This window comes from Actinokineospora fastidiosa (genome assembly GCF_014648415.1).
Lineage (GTDB): Bacteria > Actinomycetota > Actinomycetes > Mycobacteriales > Pseudonocardiaceae > Actinokineospora > Actinokineospora fastidiosa.
Window position 1 is genome coordinate 176,874 of record NZ_BMRB01000006.1, and the last position, 16,516, is coordinate 193,389.

At 71.3% G+C, this 16,516-nt stretch carries 18 protein-coding genes; 8 read left to right on the forward strand and 10 right to left on the reverse strand.

Annotated elements, in window-relative coordinates; all coding sequences use genetic code 11:
- The first annotated feature begins 2 nt into the window (after positions 1 to 2).
- Positions 3 to 614: a hypothetical protein gene (locus IEY98_RS26975; protein WP_189213464.1), complete on the forward strand. Its 612-nt coding sequence runs from the start codon at positions 3 to 5 to the stop codon at positions 612 to 614.
- Positions 615 to 668: 54 nt separating this feature from the next.
- Here IEY98_RS26975 and IEY98_RS26980 read toward each other — a convergent pair whose 3' ends face one another.
- From IEY98_RS26980 to IEY98_RS27000, 5 genes are all read right to left on the reverse strand, one after another.
- Positions 669 to 1,637: an electron transfer flavoprotein subunit alpha/FixB family protein gene (locus IEY98_RS26980; RefSeq protein ID WP_189213465.1), complete on the reverse strand. Its 969-nt coding sequence runs from the start codon at positions 1,635 to 1,637 to the stop codon at positions 669 to 671.
- A 27-nt stretch (positions 1,638 to 1,664) separates the two neighbouring features.
- Positions 1,665 to 2,450 carry an electron transfer flavoprotein subunit beta/FixA family protein gene (locus IEY98_RS26985; RefSeq protein ID WP_189213466.1) on the reverse strand — a complete coding sequence of 262 codons (786 nt, stop codon included), beginning with the start codon at positions 2,448 to 2,450 and terminating at the stop codon, positions 1,665 to 1,667.
- Positions 2,451 to 2,732: 282 nt separating this feature from the next.
- Positions 2,733 to 3,110, reverse strand: a complete 378-nt coding sequence (locus IEY98_RS26990; protein ID WP_189213467.1) for a hypothetical protein — start codon at positions 3,108 to 3,110, stop codon at positions 2,733 to 2,735.
- On the reverse strand, positions 3,107 to 3,307 hold the full coding sequence (locus IEY98_RS26995) for a DUF397 domain-containing protein (RefSeq protein WP_229787538.1): 201 nt from the start codon (positions 3,305 to 3,307) through the stop codon (positions 3,107 to 3,109). The genes IEY98_RS26990 and IEY98_RS26995 overlap by 4 nt, the downstream gene beginning before the upstream one ends.
- 177 nt (positions 3,308 to 3,484) lie before the next feature.
- Positions 3,485 to 4,348, reverse strand: coding sequence for a Sco1979 family transcriptional regulator (locus IEY98_RS27000; protein ID WP_189213468.1), 864 nt, complete (start codon positions 4,346 to 4,348; stop codon positions 3,485 to 3,487).
- A gap of 113 nt (positions 4,349 to 4,461) precedes the next feature.
- On the opposite strand from IEY98_RS27000, the gene IEY98_RS27005 reads away from it, so the two are divergent.
- Genes IEY98_RS27005 through IEY98_RS27030 form a run of 6 tightly spaced genes read left to right on the forward strand, consistent with a single transcriptional unit; the run spans position 4,462 to position 10,291 of the window.
- Positions 4,462 to 5,286: an SAM-dependent methyltransferase gene (locus IEY98_RS27005; protein ID WP_189213469.1), complete on the forward strand. Its 825-nt coding sequence runs from the start codon at positions 4,462 to 4,464 to the stop codon at positions 5,284 to 5,286.
- 28 nt (positions 5,287 to 5,314) lie between these two features.
- The gene (locus IEY98_RS27010) at positions 5,315 to 6,082 is read left to right on the forward strand and encodes a class I SAM-dependent methyltransferase (RefSeq protein ID WP_189213470.1); all 768 of its coding nucleotides are present in this window, start codon (positions 5,315 to 5,317) and stop codon (positions 6,080 to 6,082) included.
- On the forward strand, positions 6,079 to 7,587 hold the full coding sequence (locus IEY98_RS27015; protein ID WP_189213471.1) for a 1,4-alpha-glucan branching protein domain-containing protein: 1,509 nt from the start codon (positions 6,079 to 6,081) through the stop codon (positions 7,585 to 7,587). Before IEY98_RS27010 ends, IEY98_RS27015 begins: the two co-directional genes overlap by 4 nt.
- A 10-nt stretch (positions 7,588 to 7,597) precedes the next feature.
- Positions 7,598 to 8,821, forward strand: coding sequence for a glycosyltransferase family 4 protein (locus IEY98_RS27020; RefSeq protein WP_189213472.1), 1,224 nt, complete (start codon positions 7,598 to 7,600; stop codon positions 8,819 to 8,821).
- 8 nt (positions 8,822 to 8,829) lie between these two features.
- Entirely contained in the window at positions 8,830 to 9,633 is an 804-nt protein-coding gene (locus tag IEY98_RS27025) for an NAD-dependent epimerase/dehydratase family protein (protein ID WP_229787543.1), read from the forward strand.
- Between the two features lie 46 nt (positions 9,634 to 9,679).
- Entirely contained in the window at positions 9,680 to 10,291 is a 612-nt protein-coding gene (locus IEY98_RS27030) for a class I SAM-dependent DNA methyltransferase (protein WP_229787544.1), read from the forward strand.
- On the opposite strand, the gene IEY98_RS27035 is transcribed toward IEY98_RS27030, so the two are convergent.
- Positions 10,288 to 11,031, reverse strand: coding sequence for an acyltransferase (locus IEY98_RS27035; protein ID WP_189213473.1), 744 nt, complete (start codon positions 11,029 to 11,031; stop codon positions 10,288 to 10,290). The genes IEY98_RS27030 and IEY98_RS27035 overlap by 4 nt on opposite strands.
- Before the next feature lie 547 nt (positions 11,032 to 11,578).
- Between IEY98_RS27035 and IEY98_RS27040 the strand changes: the two genes are divergently transcribed.
- Positions 11,579 to 12,526 carry a nucleoside hydrolase gene (locus tag IEY98_RS27040; RefSeq protein WP_189213474.1) on the forward strand — a complete coding sequence of 316 codons (948 nt, stop codon included), beginning with the start codon at positions 11,579 to 11,581 and terminating at the stop codon, positions 12,524 to 12,526.
- On the opposite strand, the gene IEY98_RS27045 is transcribed toward IEY98_RS27040, so the two are convergent.
- The 4 genes from IEY98_RS27045 to IEY98_RS27060 form a co-directional block, all read right to left on the reverse strand.
- Positions 12,523 to 13,200, reverse strand: a complete 678-nt coding sequence (locus tag IEY98_RS27045; RefSeq protein ID WP_189213475.1) for a hypothetical protein — start codon at positions 13,198 to 13,200, stop codon at positions 12,523 to 12,525. The two genes, IEY98_RS27040 and IEY98_RS27045, sit on opposite strands and share 4 nt — an antisense overlap.
- Before the next feature lie 394 nt (positions 13,201 to 13,594).
- A complete protein-coding gene (locus tag IEY98_RS27050) occupies positions 13,595 to 14,788 on the reverse strand; it encodes a THUMP-like domain-containing protein (protein ID WP_189213476.1) in 1,194 nt (397 codons plus the stop codon).
- A 1-nt stretch (position 14,789) separates the two neighbouring features.
- Positions 14,790 to 15,743 (reverse strand): class I SAM-dependent methyltransferase, encoded by a 954-nt coding sequence (locus tag IEY98_RS27055; protein ID WP_189213477.1) that lies wholly within the window; start codon positions 15,741 to 15,743, stop codon positions 14,790 to 14,792.
- Entirely contained in the window at positions 15,733 to 16,512 is a 780-nt protein-coding gene (locus tag IEY98_RS27060) for an enoyl-CoA hydratase/isomerase family protein (RefSeq protein ID WP_189213478.1), read from the reverse strand. Before IEY98_RS27060 ends, IEY98_RS27055 begins: the two co-directional genes overlap by 11 nt.
- Positions 16,513 to 16,516 lie beyond the last annotated feature (4 nt).

The window sequence follows — 16,516 nt, forward strand, 5'->3', positions numbered from 1 at the left end:
GAATGATCGAGGTCAGCGACGGCCGGGTACCGTACGTCGCCGCATGGAGCGGAGAGCGGCGGCTGGCGGCCCGCGTGGTCCGGTCGCCCTGCGGCAACGGGATCGGGTACTGGGACGAGACCCTCGTCGACCGGGACACCAAGGGCGTCCTCTGGGCACGGGTCGAATCGCGTCCGGGCGCAGGAAGACCGCTGTTCGGCGAGGTTCATTCACTACGCCAGCGACGGGTCATGAAGCGGCTGCTGTGCCAGGTCTGCGCCGGGCTCCCGGACCGTGGCCCGGACGGCGTGCTGTGGGTGATGCCGGACTTCCGCGGGGACTGGCCGAGGTGGCCGGACGGCATGGCCACCTATGACGCTCCGGTCTGCATGCCCTGCGCTCGAACCGCGGCCAGGCTCTGCCCCGGCCTGCGCGGTGGACTGGTCCACGTCCGGTCGAGGTCCCACCCGATCGTCGGCGTCCGGGGAGTGCGTTACCGGCCGACGCCGACGGGTCCGGTGGCGATCGGCAACGCCGTCGTCGCCCACGACGATCCCGCGATCCGGTGGACCGTCGCCCATCAACTCGTCCGGCAGTTGAACCAGTGCCGCGTCGTGGAGCCGATCACCCGGTGAAACGCCGAAGGGGCGGCTCCCCACCGGGAGAGCCGCCCCATCGACAACGCACCATCAGCCCTTGCGCTTGGTGACTTCCTCGGTCAGCTGCGGGGCCACGGCGAACAGGTCGCCGACGACGCCGAAGTCGGCGATCTCGAAGATCGGGGCCTCGGCGTCCTTGTTGACCGCCACGATCGTCTTCGAGGTCTGCATGCCCGCCCGGTGCTGGATGGCGCCGGAGATGCCCAGGGCGATGTAGAGCTGCGGGGACACCGTCTTGCCGGTCTGGCCGACCTGGAACTGGGCCGGGTAGTAGCCCGAGTCGACCGCGGCGCGGGAGGCGCCGACGGCCGCGCCGAGGGCGTCGGCCAGCTTCTCGACGACGTCGAACTTCTCCGCGGAGCCGACGCCGCGGCCGCCGGAGACGACGACCGACGCCTCGGTCAGCTCGGGGCGGTCGCCGCCGATGATGGGCTCGGTGCCGGTGACGCGGGTCGCCTTGGCGGCGTCCGCTGCGGGGACCTCGACGGTCTCCTCGGCGGCCGCGCCGTCGGCGGCCTCGGCCTCGACGCCGCCGGGGCGCACGGTGACGATCGGCGTGCCCTGGGTGGACTTCGACTTGACGGTGAACGCGCCGCCGAAGATGCCCTGCACGGCCACCACGTCGTCGCCGGACTTCTCGACGCCGACGGCCTCGATCAGCAGGCCGGAGTCGGTGCGGACGGCCAGGCGGCCCGCGATCTCCTTGCCCTCGGCCGTGGCCGGGATCAGCACCGCGGCGGGGGACTTGGCGGCGACCAGCGCGGCCAGCACGTCCACCTTGGGCGTCACCAGGTAGGTGTCGACGTCGGCCGACTCGGCGACGTACACCTTGGCCGCGCCGTAACCGGCCAGCGCGTCCTTCACCTTCCCGGCGGTGCCGGGCGCGGCGACCACGACGGCGGCGGGCTCGCCGAGCCCGCGGGCCGCGGTCAGCAGCTCGAAGGTGACCTTCTTGACCTCGCCGTCCACCTGGTCGACGAGGACGAGGACCTCGGACATGTCTCGTTCTCCTTTAGTGGACGGGAATCAGATGAGCTTCTGGCCGACGAGGAACTCGGCGATCTTCGCGCCGCCGTCGCCCTCGTCCTGCACCCGGGTGCCCGCCGCGCGCGGGGGCTTCGGGGCGGCCTCCAGCACCGCGGTGCTCGCCGCGGCCAGGCCGACCGAGCCCGCGTCGATGCCGAGGTCGGCCACGGTCAGGGTCTCGACCGGCTTCTTCTTGGCCGCCATGATCCCCTTGAACGACGGGTAGCGCGGCTCGTTGATCTTCTCGCCGACGCTGACCACGGCGGGCAGCGACGCCTCCAGGTGCTGCAGGCCCGCGTCGGTCTCCCTGGTCACCTTGATGGCGGAGCCGTCGATCTCGACCTTGCGGGCGTGCGTGAGCTGCGGGAAGCCGAGGACCTCGGCGAGCATCGCCGGGATCGCGCCGCCGCGGCCGTCGGTCGCCTCGTTGCCCGCGATCACCAGGTCGACGCCATCGACCCGGCCGATCGCCGCGGCCAGGACCTTGGTGGTCTGCAGCAGGCAGGCGCCGTGCAGGGCCTCGTCGGAGACGTGGATGGCCTTGTCGGCGCCCATGGACAGGGCCTTGCGGATGGCCTCGGTGGCCCGGTCCGGGCCGACGCACAGCACCGTCACCTCGCCGCCCTGGGCCTCCTTGATCAGCAGCGCCTCCTCGACGGCGCGCTCGTTGATCTCGTCGAGCACCGCGTCGGCGGACTCGCGGTCGAGCGTGTGGTCGCTGTCGGAGAGTTTGCGCTCCGAGTAGGTGTCTGGCACCTGCTTGACCAGGACAACGATGTTTGGCATGGGTCTTCTTCGACCTCCCGGGTACGAGCAGCCGACCGAAGCGGCGCGACGTGCCGATTGTCGTGCGGTTCGGCCGACCTTGCCATGAGGCGCGGCCGCACGGCACGGTGGCCTTTGCCACGGCCGATGTTACTAGCCAGTAGGAGGCAGGCAACCCGGGGGTCGAGGTGACGGTACTTACAGAAACGGAGGCCACCCCGGGGCGGGGATGGCCTCCGTCGTGCGAGCGTTCCCATCGGGCGCGGTGATGGGACGCGATGGGCGCTGAACGGTTCCTCGCGACTACGCCGTCGCGGGCAGCCACTTCGCCCGACCCGGGGCGGTGGGCACCCAGCAGCCGCTCACCGGCTTCGATGAGCGGGGCCGGTCCTCCCCGGGAATGTGATCCTCCGGCAGCGCGAGCAGGGCGCCCAGCACCTCGCTGGCCGATCCCTCCCGCCTCCAGAGAGTCCTAGCGGGCCGGGTGATGTCGATCGTCTCGCCCGGCATCCTCGACGCGAGGGCGTCGTCCTCGGCGCGCAGCCGGACGACGTCGATCACGCCGTGGTGCACCCGGACCCCGACGACGGCGGTCAGCTCGCCGTTGGCGTCGCGCGGGTGCAGGAACTCGAAGCCGCGCCCCACCAGCGCGCGCAGTTGCGACTCCGTGTCCGATTTCACCGCGTGAAACCCCTGATCACCTCGGCGACGGAGCCGGGGAACACCAGGGCGGGACCGGTGGGGCACTTCGAGTCGCGCACGGCGGTGCCACCGTCGAGCGGGGCCAGCTCGACGCAGTTGCCCACCGCGCCGCTGCGGCTGCTCTTGCGCCAGTCGGCGCCGATCAGGGACGCGGCCGGGACACCGTTGCGGATCACGAGGAACCACCTTCCCACTCTGCTCACGGTAAGTGCAGATGCACGTGCATTCGGTTGTGATGACGCTAACACGTGCAAGGGGTCGGGAAAATGCACGTGCATCCGCACAAACCAAGTGCACCCGAACGCAGTAGTTGCGTAGTTGATCACTTCACCGTGATCTACGCAGAGTGATCCTTACAGCTCAGCGCGGCGCTTGCTCAGCAGCTGCCGCGTGCGGTTCGGCGTCTCCGCGTCGACCGTCAGCCGGTCCACGACCCGGCTGTACTGCTCGATCTCCTCCAGCCGGTCGAGGTAGAGCGCGCCGGTGAGGTGCTCGATGTAGACGAGGTCGGGCAGCTCCGGCTCGGCGAAGCGCATCATCGTGAACGCGCCCTCGGCGGCGTACCCGCTCAGGCTGTAGGGCACGACCTGCAAGGTGATGTTGGGCAGGCGGGTGATCTCCAGCAGGTAGTCGATCTGCTCGCGCAGCACCTTCGGCCCGCCGATGGGCCGGTGCAGCACGGACTCGTCGACGACCGCCCACAGCTTCGGCGCGTCCGCGCGGTGCAGGACCTTCTGCCGGTCCATGCGCAGCTTGACCCGGCGCTCCTGTTCGGCGGTGCGGATGTCCGGGCGGCCGTGGCTGACGATCGCGCGCACGTAGTCCTCGGTCTGCATGAGGCCGGGGACGAACTGCAGCTCGTAGGTCTGGATGCGGGAGGCGGACTCCTCCAATCCGACGAAGTCCTGCAGCCAGTTGGGCATCAGGTCGCCGTAGCGGTGCCACCAGCCCGGGTTGTTGGACTCCTTGACCATCTGCAGGTACTCGCCGACCTCCTCGGGGTCGGTGACGCCGTACATCGCCAGCAGATCGGCGACGTCGCGCTCCTTGAACCCGACCCGGCCCAGCTCCATCCGGCTGATCTTCGACTCCGAGCCGCGGATGCGGTAGCCCGCCTCGCCCCTGGTGATCTCGGCGGCCTCGCGCAGCCTGCGCAGCTGCGAGCCGAGCACGATCCGACGCGCCGTCGGCCTGCCTTCCGGGCGTCGCTCAACCACGGGCGCCTCTCCCCTTGATCGAAAAATGAGCCTCTTGCCGCCAGCGCTGAAGGGAGGATACTCCTTCACTGCACATCGTCCATGATCGACGACGCTCTGTGAGGACTCCCCGCATGACCACCCACCAAGACGTCCCCGTTTACATAGACACGTCCAAGGCCAGCATCGCCCGGGTGTACGACGCTTTCCTTGGCGGCAAGGACAACTACGAGATCGACCGCGAGGTCTTCCACCGCGTGCAGCGGGTCGCGCCCGAGGCGGCGACCCTGGCCTTCGACAACCGGCAGTTTCTGATCAGGGTCGCCCGGTTCGTCGCCGCGCAGACCGGCATCAAGCAGTACCTCGACTGCGGGTCGGGCCTGCCGACCGCGGAGAACACCCACCAGGTGGTGCAGCGGCTGGAGCCGGACTCGACGGTCGTCTATGTGGACAACGACCCCGTCGTGCTGGCGCACGGACGCGCGCTGCTGGAGGAGAACGAGCTCACCCACTTCATCGCCGAGGACATCTTCGAGCCGGAACGGCTGCTGGAGAACGAGACCCTGCGGCGGCACCTGGACTTCGACGAGCCGATCGCGTTGTTCCAGATGGGCACGATCCACCATTACAACGGGGATCGCTCGCCGGTCGACATCATGCAGACCTACATCGACGCGCTGCCGTCGGGCTCGGTCGTGGCGATCAGCCACTTCTACGACCCCGAGGACGGCGGCGAGCTGTCCACTCTGGCCCGCCGCATGGAGGACGTGTTCCTGCACAGCCCGATGGGCTCGGGCCTGTTCCGCACCCAGTCGGAGATCGAGGCGATGTTCCCGGGCCTTGAGATGATCGACCCCGGCGTCGTGCTGTGCGCGTCGTGGTGGCCGGACGGCCCCCAACTCAAGGAACTGGACCCGGTGTCGCGGTGCATCGCGGGCGGGGTCGCCCGCAAGCCCTGAGGCTACCGACGGGTAGTTCCCGGGGGCCATGGGTTACCGTGCCCCAGTGGCCACGGACACGACCCCGCTCCCGCTGACCGGTGAACGCACCGTCCCGGGCATCGTCGAGGAAAATTATTGGTTCCGCCGCCACGAGGTCGCGTATGCGCACCTTGCCCACCACTGCGCCGACGTCGTGGTGCTGGAGGCCGGGTGCGGCGAAGGCTACGGCGCCGACCTCCTGGCCGGGACCGCGCGCCGCGTGCTCGCCCTCGACTACGACGCCCACACGGTCGCCCACGTCGCCAAGGCGTACCCGCGCGTCGCGGTGGCGCGCGGCAACCTCGCCGGTCTCCCGCTGCGCGACGGCGCGGTGGACGTGGTGGCGAACCTGCAGGTCATCGAGCACCTGTGGGACCAGGAGGGCTTCCTCGCCGAGTGTCGGCGCGTGCTGGCGCCCGGCGGGGCCCTCCTGGTCACCACGCCCAACCGGATCACCTTCTCCCCGGGCCGCGACACCCCGCTCAACCCGTTCCACACCCGCGAGCTGGCCGGGCACGAGCTGCGCGACCTGCTCGTCGACGCGGGCTTCACCGTGGAGTTCCTCGGCGGCGTCCACCACGGGCTCCGGCTGCGCGAGCTGGACGAGCGGTTCGGCGGGTCGATCATCGACGCGCAGATCGACGTCGCGCTCGCGGGCGGGGCGTGGCCCGCCGAGCTGCTCGAGGCCGTCGCGTCCGTGCGCGCCGAGGACTTCGTGATCGGCGAGGACGACATCGACGCCTCCCTCGACCTCGTCGCGGTCGCACGGGCATGAGCGAGCCGATCGGCGGGTTCGCCCTCGTCCTGCACAGCCACCTGCCCTGGCTGCCGCACCACGGCGGCTGGCCGGTCGGCGAGGAGTGGCTCTACCAGGCGTGGGCGCACTCGTACCTGCCGGTGGTCGACCTGGTGCGCCGCTTCGCCGCCGAGGGCCGCACGGACGTGCTGACGCTGGGCGTCACCCCGGTTTTGGCCGCCCAGCTCGACGACCCGTACGCGTTGCGCGCAATGCACGACTGGCTCGGCAACTGGCACGTGCGCGCCCAGTACGCCGCGGTGAACTGGCGTTCCGCCGACCATCGCCTGCGCGAGCTGGCCGCCGCGGAGTTCCGCGCGTCGGCGTCGGCGCTGGCCGACTTCGAGGCGAACTGGCGGCACGGCTTCTCCCCCGTGCTGCGGCCGCTGGTGGACGCGGGCGTGATCGAGCTGATCGGCGGCCCGGCGACGCATCCCTTCCAGCCGCTGCTGGACCCCCGCGTCCGCGGTTTCGCGCTGCGCGCGGGGTTGGCTGACACCGCGCGCCGGATCGGGCGCCGTCCGCGCGGCATCTGGGCACCCGAGTGCGGGTACGCGCCGGGAATGGAGCACGGGTACGCGAAAGCAGGCGTCGAACGGTTCCTTGTGGACGGTCCCGGCCTGCACGGTGACACCGCCTTCGCCCGCCCGGTAGGCGATTCCGGCGTCGTCTGCTTCGGACGCGACCTCGAGGTGACGTATCGCGTGTGGTCGCCGAAGGCGGGCTATCCCGGCGATCCGGCCTACCGGGACTTCCACACGTACGACCATCCGTCGGGGTTGAAGCCCTCGCGGGTGACCGGCCGATCGGTCGCCCCGGAGCACAAGAAGCCGTACGAGCCGGAGCTGGCCGCCGAGGCGGTTCGGCGGCACGCGCGCGATTTCGTCGACACCGTCGTCGCACGGCTGCGGGAGCTGCGCGACCGGCACGGCAGGCCCGCGCTCGTGGTGTCGGCGTACGACACGGAGCTGTACGGGCACTGGTGGCACGAGGGCCCGGCGTGGCTGGAGGCGGTGCTGCGGGCGCTGCCGGCGGCCGGGGTCGAGGTCACCACCCTGGGCCGGGCGCTGGACCGCTACCTGGGCGAGCCGGTGGAGCTGCCCGCGTCGTCGTGGGGCTCGGGCAAGGACTGGCGGGTGTGGGACGGCGCGCAGGTCGCCGACCTGGTCGAGGCCAACGCCGCGCTCCAGGCGGACCTGCTCGACCTCGCCGCGCCCGGCCGGACCCGCGACGCCGCGCGGGACCAGGCGGCGCGGGAGGCGCTGCTGGCGCTGTCCAGCGACTGGGCGTTCATGGTGACCAAGGATTCGGCGGCGGACTACGCCCGCCGCCGCGCGAAGGTCCACGGCGAGCGGTACGCCGAGCTGGCCTCGCTGGTGCGCGCGGGCGCGACCGAGCGGGCGCGGGCCCGCGCGGGCGAGCTGTGGGCCGAGGACGGCGTGTTCGGCGCGCTCGATGCGCGCGACCTGCTTACTGCCGAGTAGGGTGTCCGGGATGCGCGTGCTGATGCTGTCGTGGGAGTACCCGCCGGTCGTGGTCGGCGGGCTCGGCAGGCATGTGCACGCCATCGCCCGGCACATCGCCGCCCACGGCCACGAGGTGGTCGTGCTGTGCAGGCACGAGGCGGGCACCGACGCGTCGACGCACCCGACCGAGGACGCGGTGCACGAGGGCGTGCGGGTGGTCCGGGTCGCCGAGGACCCGACGCACCTGGTGTTCGAGAAGGACCTGGTGGCGTGGACGCTGGCCATGGGCCACGCCATGATCCGCGCCGGGCTGCGGCTGCTCGACGGCTGGCGCCCGGACGTCGTGCACGCCCACGACTGGCTGGTCACCCACCCGGCGATCACGCTGGCCGAGCAGGCGGGCGTGCCGCTGGTGGCCACGCTGCACGCCACCGAGGCGGGCAGGCACTCCGGCTGGCTGTCGCAGCCGCTCAACCAGCAGGTCCACTCCGCGGAGTGGTGGCTGGCCAACCGCGCGGACGCGCTGATCACGTGCTCGTCGGCGATGCGCGCGGAGGCGGCGCACCTCTTCGAGGTCGACCCGGCCTCGATCGAGGTCATCCACAACGGGATCGAGCCGCGCGGCTGGAAGGTCACGCCGGTGCGCTCGGCCGCCCCGCAGCTGCTGTTCTTCGGCCGCCTGGAGTGGGAGAAGGGCGTCCACGACCTGATCGCGGCGCTGCCCAGGGTGCGGCGGACCCATCCGGGGACGCGGCTGGTGGTGGCGGGACGCGGCTCGCAGGTGCACAACCTGATCGAGCTGGCGCGCAAGCACCGGGTGCGCCGCGCGGTGGACTTCGTGGGGCACCTGACGGACGAGGCGCTGTCGGCTGCGCTGGGGGCGTCCGACGCGGTCGTGCTGCCGAGCCGGTACGAGCCGTTCGGCATCGTCGCGCTGGAGGCGGCCGCCGCGGGCGCGCCGCTGGTGGCGTCGACCGCGGGCGGGCTGGGCGAGGTGGTGATCGACGGCCGCACCGGTTTGTCGTTCGCGCCGGGCGACGTGGACGGCCTGACCCGCGCGGTGCGGGCGGTGCTGGACGACCCGGCGGCGGCGCGCAGGCGGGCGCGTGCGGCCAAGGCGCGGCTGTCGGTGGACTTCGACTGGAGCCGCATCGCCGCGCAGACGGTCGAGGTGTACGCGCGGGCGTCCGTGGGCGCCCACCCGCCGCTGGGGCGGCCCAAGATCGCGTCGGGGAACGCCTTCGGGCCATAGTGGTCCCCATGCGGGTTCTCGTCTTGGGGGGCACGGCCTTCGTCGGCCGCGCGATCGTGGATGCCATGCTGACGTCGGGGTTGTCGCCGACATTGTTCAACCGGGGGACGTCGGCGTTGTTCCCCGAGGTGCCGCGGTTGGTCGGCGATCGGTCCACGGGTGACTACTCGGCCTTGTCGTCCGGCTCCTGGGATGCCGTGGTCGACGTCAGCGGGTATGTGCCGCGCCATGTGGGGCAGGCGATGGCGGCGCTGGACGGGCGGGTCGGCCGGTACCTGTTCATCTCCAGCCACGTCGTGTACGCGTCGTGCGGGCCGGGCGCCGACGAGGACACTCCCCGGCGAGAGCCGGTGCGCGACACCGAGGTGCTGACCAACGAGACGTACGGCCCGTGCAAGGTCGCCTGCGAGGACGATGTGCTGGCCCGCTTCGGCGACCGGGCGACGATCGTGCGGCCGAGCAAGGTGGCGGGGCCGTTCGACCCCCAGGAGGGCTTCACCCACTGGCTGCGCCTGGCCGCGGCGGGCGGCCGGGTCGAGGTCCCCGGCGATCCCGCGCAGCCGGTGCAGCTGATCGATTCCCGCGACCTGGCCCAGCTCGTGGTGCGCCTGCTGGTCGACGACCGCCCCGGCGCCTACAACGCCGTCGGCCCGATCACGACCCTGGCGGACCTGATCAGGACGTGCGCGTCGGTGGCGGGGACGTCCGTGGAGATCGCGCGCGTGCCACCCGCCCCAGCACCCCTCATCCGCGCCGACTGGGCGACACAGCAACGCAGCTCCGCTCGCGCGCGGGCGGCGGGATGCCGGTGACCCCGCTCGCCGTCACCGCGGCCGATGTGCTGGCCTGGGACCGCGCGTGAACGACGTCCGCGCGTCCTACGACAAGGTGGCGGCCGACTACGCTGCCCTGCTCCACGACGAGCTGGCGGGCAAGCCGTTCGACCGCGCCATGCTCGCCACGTTCGCCGAGCTGGTGGACGGCCCGGTGGTGGAGGTGGGCTGCGGGCCGGGCCGGATCGCCGCCCACCTGCACGGCCTGGGCGTGGACGTCTCCGGGATCGACCTGTCACCGGGCATGGTCGCCGTGGCCAGGCGGACGTATCCGGGCCTGCGCTTCGCGGTGGGCACGATGACCGCCCTGGACATCCCCGACACCGCCCTCCGCGGCGTCGTGGCCTGGTACTCGATCTGCCACACGCCCCTCGACGACCTGCCCGCGGTGTTCGTCGAGCTCCACCGCGTCCTGGCTCCCGGCGGGCTGCTCCTGCTCGCCTTCAAGGCGGGCGACCGGAAGGGGCGCCTCAGCCACGCGTACGGCCACGACCTGTCCCTCGACGTGCACTGGCACCCGCCGGAGCGCGTCGCGGCGATGGCGGCGGACGCGGGCTTCACCGAGTCCGCCCGCCTGGTCCGCGCTGCGGACGGCGGGGAGAAGGGCCCGCAGGCGTACTACCTGGGACGGCGCTAGGCCGACTCCAGCGTCTCCCGCAGGGCGCGGTCGGCCTTGCGGCCCATGTCGGCGATGGCCTCGCGGCGGGCGGCGTCGGCCTCGTAGGCGGCGCGGCGGTCGCGCACGACCCGGGCCGGGATGCCCGCGGCGACGGCGTAGTCGGGGATGTCGCCGCGGACGACGGCGTGCGCGCCGAGGACGCAGCCCCGGCCGATCCGCGTGCCCTTGGTGACGGTGACCTTGGTGCAGATCCAGGTGTCCGGCCCGATGCGCACCGGGGACTTGACGATGCCCTGGTCCTTGATCGGCTGGTGGATGTCGTCGGTGACGTGGTCGAAGTCGCAGATGTAGACCCAGTCGGCGACCAGGGCGGCGGCGCCGAACTCGATGTCGAGGTAGCAGTTGACGACGTTCTGCCTGCCGAAGACGACCTTGTCGCCGATGCGCAGTGAGCCCTCGTGGCAGCGGATGGCGTTGCCGTCGCCGATGTGCACCCAGCGCCCGATCTCCAGCCGCCCGAACCCGGGCCGGGCGTGGATCTCGACGTCCTTGCCGAGGAACACCATGCCCCGCAGCACGACGTGCGGGTTGGCCAGGCGGAACTTGAGCAGCCGCCAGTAGCGGACCAGATACCACGGCGTGAAGGCGCGGTGCCGGATGACCCAGCGCAGCGAGTCCAGGGTGAGGAACCGCGCCTGCGCCGGATCCCGCCGCTGCCGCATCCGAGAGGTGAACGGCGAACCCCACATGGACGTCATGCGCAGAAAGGTAACCCAGCCACCCCACCACCGGCCCAACCCCTCCTTCCACCTCACCCGCGACCCCCCGGACCAGCGCCGAGCCACCCCTCGGCCCCACCCGCGACCACTAACCAACGCCAAGCCGCTCCTCGGCCCGCCCGTGACCACCAAGGCAACGCTGAGCTGCCCACCAGCCCATCCTCGACCACACCGAACCAGCACCGAGCCACCCCCTTGGCGCGTCCGCCGCCGGACACGCACTGGCACTCCTCGGCACCTCCGCGACCCACAGACGCACCGTCACCGCACGCCGTCCTCTTTGCGCCTCCGCGACTACTACGCACACACCGCCGCCCCACGCCGAGCCGCCCCCTCGACGCGACCGCCACCGGGCACGCACCGCCACCTCCCCCCAAACCACCCACCGCGGCACCTCTGCGACCGCAGACTCACTGCCACCACACCGCCGAGCCGCCCCCTCGACGCCGACCCCGACCGCAGCACCCGCGCGAGGAGGGTCGTCGACGGGCGGCAGGCGGCGAGCCGGTCCTGGCAGGCTGGAGCCATGCCCCGACTCGTCATCGACACCGACCCCGGCGTGGACGACGCCTTCGCCCTGGCTCTGGCCGCCCGTTCCCCGGAGGTCGACCTGGCGGCCGTGACCACGGTGTTCGGCAACGTCGGCCTGGACAGGACGACGGCCAACGCCCTGGGCCTGCTCGCGCTGGCGGGCCGCCCGGACGTTCCCGTCGCCGCGGGCGCCGCCCGCCCCCTGGTCTACCCCGCGCCGCACGAGGCCGACTACGCCCACGGCCAGGACGGCCTCTCCGGCGGCACCGCCCGCCTCCCGGCCCACCCGCACGGCCTCCACCGACTCGGCGCGGTCGACCTGCTCGCCCAGACCCTCCGCGACTCCCCCACCCCGGTCACCCTCGCCCCGATCGGCCCCCTGACCAACATCGCCCTGCTCATGGCCACCCACCCGGACCTACGATCCAAGATCGACCGCCTGGTGATCATGGGCGGCGCCCTGACCGGCGGCAACACCACAGCCGCCGCCGAGTTCAACATCTGGGCAGACCCCGAGGCCGCCTACCGCGTCCTAGTCGAGGAGGACGTCCCGACCGTCCTGGTCCCCATAGACCTGACCTACCGCTGCGCCGTAGACGGCGCCTGGCTGACCACCCTCCGCGAGACGGGCCCGCTCGGCGAGATCCTGGAGTCCTTCACCCCGTCCTACCGAGCCCACTACACAGAACTGCTAGGCCACGACTGCACCATCCTCCACGACGCAGTCGCCGTAGCCGAGGCAATCAGCCCAGGCCTGCTAACCACCAAACGCATGCCAGTCACCGTCCAAACCACCGGCCCAGCCCGCGGCGCGGTCATCGCAGACCAACGCCTGAACGTCCCCCTGTCCCCCGGCTACCGCGAAATCGACGTCGCCGTCGACACGGACCTGGACGGGTTGCGTAACTGGTTCCTTACCCTCCTGGGACGGACTGAGAGCTAGGAAGACTGCATTCGCTGCGCCAACCGCTGGCGCCACCACGCGATCCAGCGGACGGCTTTGCTCGGCGGGTCGGGGTTCTCAAGGTACTTCGCCTCAACCTCACGAAGCATTCCGTCCAGTTCGTCCGGATCACCATCGTCGATGAACATGCCGAGGTAGGGAAGCGGCCAAGAAAGGGGGATCGTAAAAGACTGCCTGCGGTCGAGCAGCCCATCCCTGCACTGTTGGGCAACATAGTCCCGGTCACACAACGCCCGCCACCGGTCCAGCCATCCCCCGTCGGTGAGTTGGCGTACCAGAGCCTCACCACCACGGTGGTAGCCATCGGGGAGCGGAAGCTCCCACATCCCGGCGTCGTACTTGTTGTGCTCATTGGCCACTTCATCAGGCACGAGCAGCCGGTCGAGGTACAGCGCACCATCGAACGACGGCGCGCGTTTAATTCCCGAGCGATCACTGACATAAGCCATCATCGCATCCGGTACAATCGCGTACTCAAGGTAGAAGCGCAGCATATCAGGATCACCCGCGCGCGACTCGAACTTGGCGAAAACGACATTGTCCGGCGCTTTCCCCACACTGAACCGCCGCCGTGACCTCTGGAACCCAGAGGCTTTGAACAGCCCCGCAGCGTACTCGTCGATGAAGTGGTCAAGCAGGTGAGGCGTCCCCATGACGTCGCACGTTACCGGACTCGACCGACATTACCTGGCCTGCACGCAAGGGAAGGGCCACTCGATCGAAATAGTGAAGGACTCGCGAGGTCGAGCAACCCCTACCTGTACTGCTCAGTCGTAATCCCGTCCCGCATCGCGCGCGAGCGGTCGAGCCAGCCTTCGGCGAGGAGACGGACGATGGCTTCGCCGCCCCGCTGGTAGTCGTGCGGGCGCGGAAGCTCCCTCCTCGGCTGGGACCGGCACCCGCTCTAGATAGAGGGCCCCGCCGAGGTTGACCACGTTGTCCGGAGCTTTACCGATGAGGAACCTTCGCCCCAGTCTCCGGAATCCGAGCGAATTCATCGTTTCACCGACATGCTACTTGATCAACCAGTCCAGCGGATACGCCGCCTCAGCCCCCATGACGCAAGGATAGTGCGGACGTTTCGACATCATGGCGACTCGCTCGGCAGATGATGGCTGTGGGGGTTCGGCCGATGCGGGTGAGGATTACGGAGGCTTCCTCGGGGCCGCGCAGTTTCAAGCGGGGGCGCAGCGTGTTCGGGTCGACGTCCAGGCCGCGCACCAGGATCTCCGCGCGGCCGACGGAAAGTCGGGACAACGCCGCGCGCAGGGACTTCTCCGTGTACTTGCCGTGTTCCAGCACCTGGAAAGCGCGGATGCCCGGGGGCGGGACCGGGCCCGTCAGGTAGGCGATGTGTTCGTCCAGTTGGGACAGGCCGTGCCGGGCGGCGTAGTGGCGGACCAGGCCTGCGCGGACGACCGCGCCATCCGGGTCGATGATCCAAGCGTCGATCGGGGTTACCGGGCAGGTGTCGTCGGAGGCGTCGGTGAGGGTCCAGGAGGAGCCGTCGGAGCGCAGGACGGTGGCTCGGCGGTGGGCTGTGGCGAGGGTTCCGGTCCACAGGCAGGCTTCGCGGACGGCGCCGTCGAGGGAGACCAGTTCGATCTCGTCCGCCCAGGGCACGTCGGCCGGGTCTACGCCGGGGGCGCATTTCACGGACATGTCCCGGCCCGCGTAGGCGGCCGCGAGGGCGTCCAGGGGCGGGGTGAAGTCGGCTGGGCGCCAGCGTCTGCGGCCGGAGGCGTCGCGGCGGGCCGGGTCGGCCAGGACCACGGTGTCCCGGGTCGCCGGGTGGAGGGCGTCGGCGCGCACGAACGCTGCCGACGGGACGTTGCCGCGCGCCATCGCCAGCCGAACCGGGTCGATGTCCGACCCGACGACACGGCGGGCGACCTCGGCGGCAGCGGCCACGTCGACGCCCACCGAGCACGTCACGTCGTGCACATCCCGCCCGGCCAGCCGGGCCGCCCGGGACACCGCGACCGGCCACGGGGTCGCCTGCTGCAAGGCGTCGGCGGTGAACAGCCAGTCCCGCCACGGCACCTTCGCGGACGCCTTCCGCCGCAACAGGACCGTCTCCACCAGCGCCCCCGCCCGCGCGCCGAACAGCGAGCGGGCGGTGGTCACGTCCGCCAGGTGGGACGCCGGGGTCAGCGGCAGGCGTTCGACCTCGGCCGCCGCCGCCTCCCCTTCGGGCGTACGCAGGTACGCCACGTCGTCCAGGGTGAACGGGTAGCCCAACTCAGCCCGGCTTACGCCCGGTCACCAGCACGTTGTAGAACAGCTCGCGCGGCAGCACGCGGCGCATGACCTTCTCGTCCAGCCAGGTCAGGCGCTGCCACGTCCTGTAGGCGAACATCGCCCAGCCGAAGCCCAGCTTCTCCCTCGGCACCGCCGCCTCGAACGTGCGCACCGGCCAGCCGAACAGCGCCGCGGTGAACTCCTCGGTCACCGCGCGCACCTCGACCAGGCCAGCCGACCGACAGACATCCTCCAAAGAGGACGGATCGAAGGTGTGCAGGTCGACCACGGCCTCCAGCGCCGCCGCGCGCGAGGACTCGTCCAGCTCCTCCTGCGGCTTCCGCCACGCCCGCAGGGGGCCGAAGCGGGTCACGTTGGTCGTCAGCCACCAGGTCGCCTGGCCCAGCTTCCGGGCGTAGCGGTCGCCGACGCGGGTCGGCTCGCCAGCGAAGACGAACCGGCCGCCGGGCTTGAGCACCCGCCGGACCTCGCGCATCGCGGCGGGCACGTCCGGGATGTGGTGCAGCACGGCGTGCCCGATGACGAGGTCGAAGGACTCGTCCGGGTACGGGATGCCCTCGGCGTCGGCCACCCGGCCGTCGACGTCGAGACCGAGGCCGCGGGCGTTGCGCAGCGCGACCTCGACCATGCCCGGGGACAGGTCGGTGACGTGCCCCTTCTTGATCACGCCGCCCTGCATGAGGTTCAGCAGGAAGAAGCCGGTGCCGCTGCCCAGCTCCATCGCGTTCTCGTACGGCCCGAGATCGCCCGCGACCGCCTTGAACCGCTCAGTGGCGTAGCTGATGCAGCGCTCGTCGTACGAGATCGACCACTTCTCGTCGTACGTGCCCGCTTCCCAGTCGTGGTAGAGGACGTTGGCGAGCTTCGGGTCCGCGTACGCCGCCTGGACCTCCTCGGCCGTGGCGTGCGGGTTCGGGGTCGGGTCAGCGGCCATGGAACTCGGCCTTCCCCGGGCCGTTCTCGATGAACGACGCCATGCCGGTCTTCTGGTCCTCGGTCGCCCACAGCGCCGCGAACAGGTGCGACTCCAGCTTCAGGCCGCTGGTCAGGTCTCCGTCCAGACCGCCGTCGATGGCGGCCTTGGCCGCGGCCAGCGCCAGCCCGGGGGCGTTGACGAACTGCGCGGCCCAGCGGCGCGCCGCCTCGTACACGTCGTCCGGCGCGACGACCTCGTCGACCATGCCGATCGACAGCGCCTCCTCCGCCTTGACGAAGCGGCCGGTGTAGATCAGATCCTTGGCCCGGGACGGGCCGACCAGCCGCGCCAGCCGCTGCGTGCCGCCCGCGCCGGGGATGATGCCCAGCAGGATCTCCGGCTGCCCGACCTTGGCGTTGTCGCCAGCGATCCGCCGGTCGCAGCACAGCGCCAGCTCGTAGCCGCCGCCCAGGGCGTACCCGGTGATCGCGGCGACGGTCGGCTTGGGCAGCTCGGCCAGCACGCTCAGCGACCCGCTCAGCTCCGGCCCGTACGCGGCGATGTCCGGGTAGGACATCGTGGCGAACTCCTTGACGTCGGCGCCCGCGGCGAACACCTTCGGCCCGCCGTAGACGATCACGGCCTTGACCTCGGCGTTCTCCCGCGCCTCGATCGCCGCGGCGCGCAGCTCGGCCTGCAGCTGCCGGTCGATCACGTTCATCGGCGGCCGGTCAAGCCGGATGGTGCCGATCCCGTCCGCCACTTCGAGCCGCACGAACTCACCCACGGCG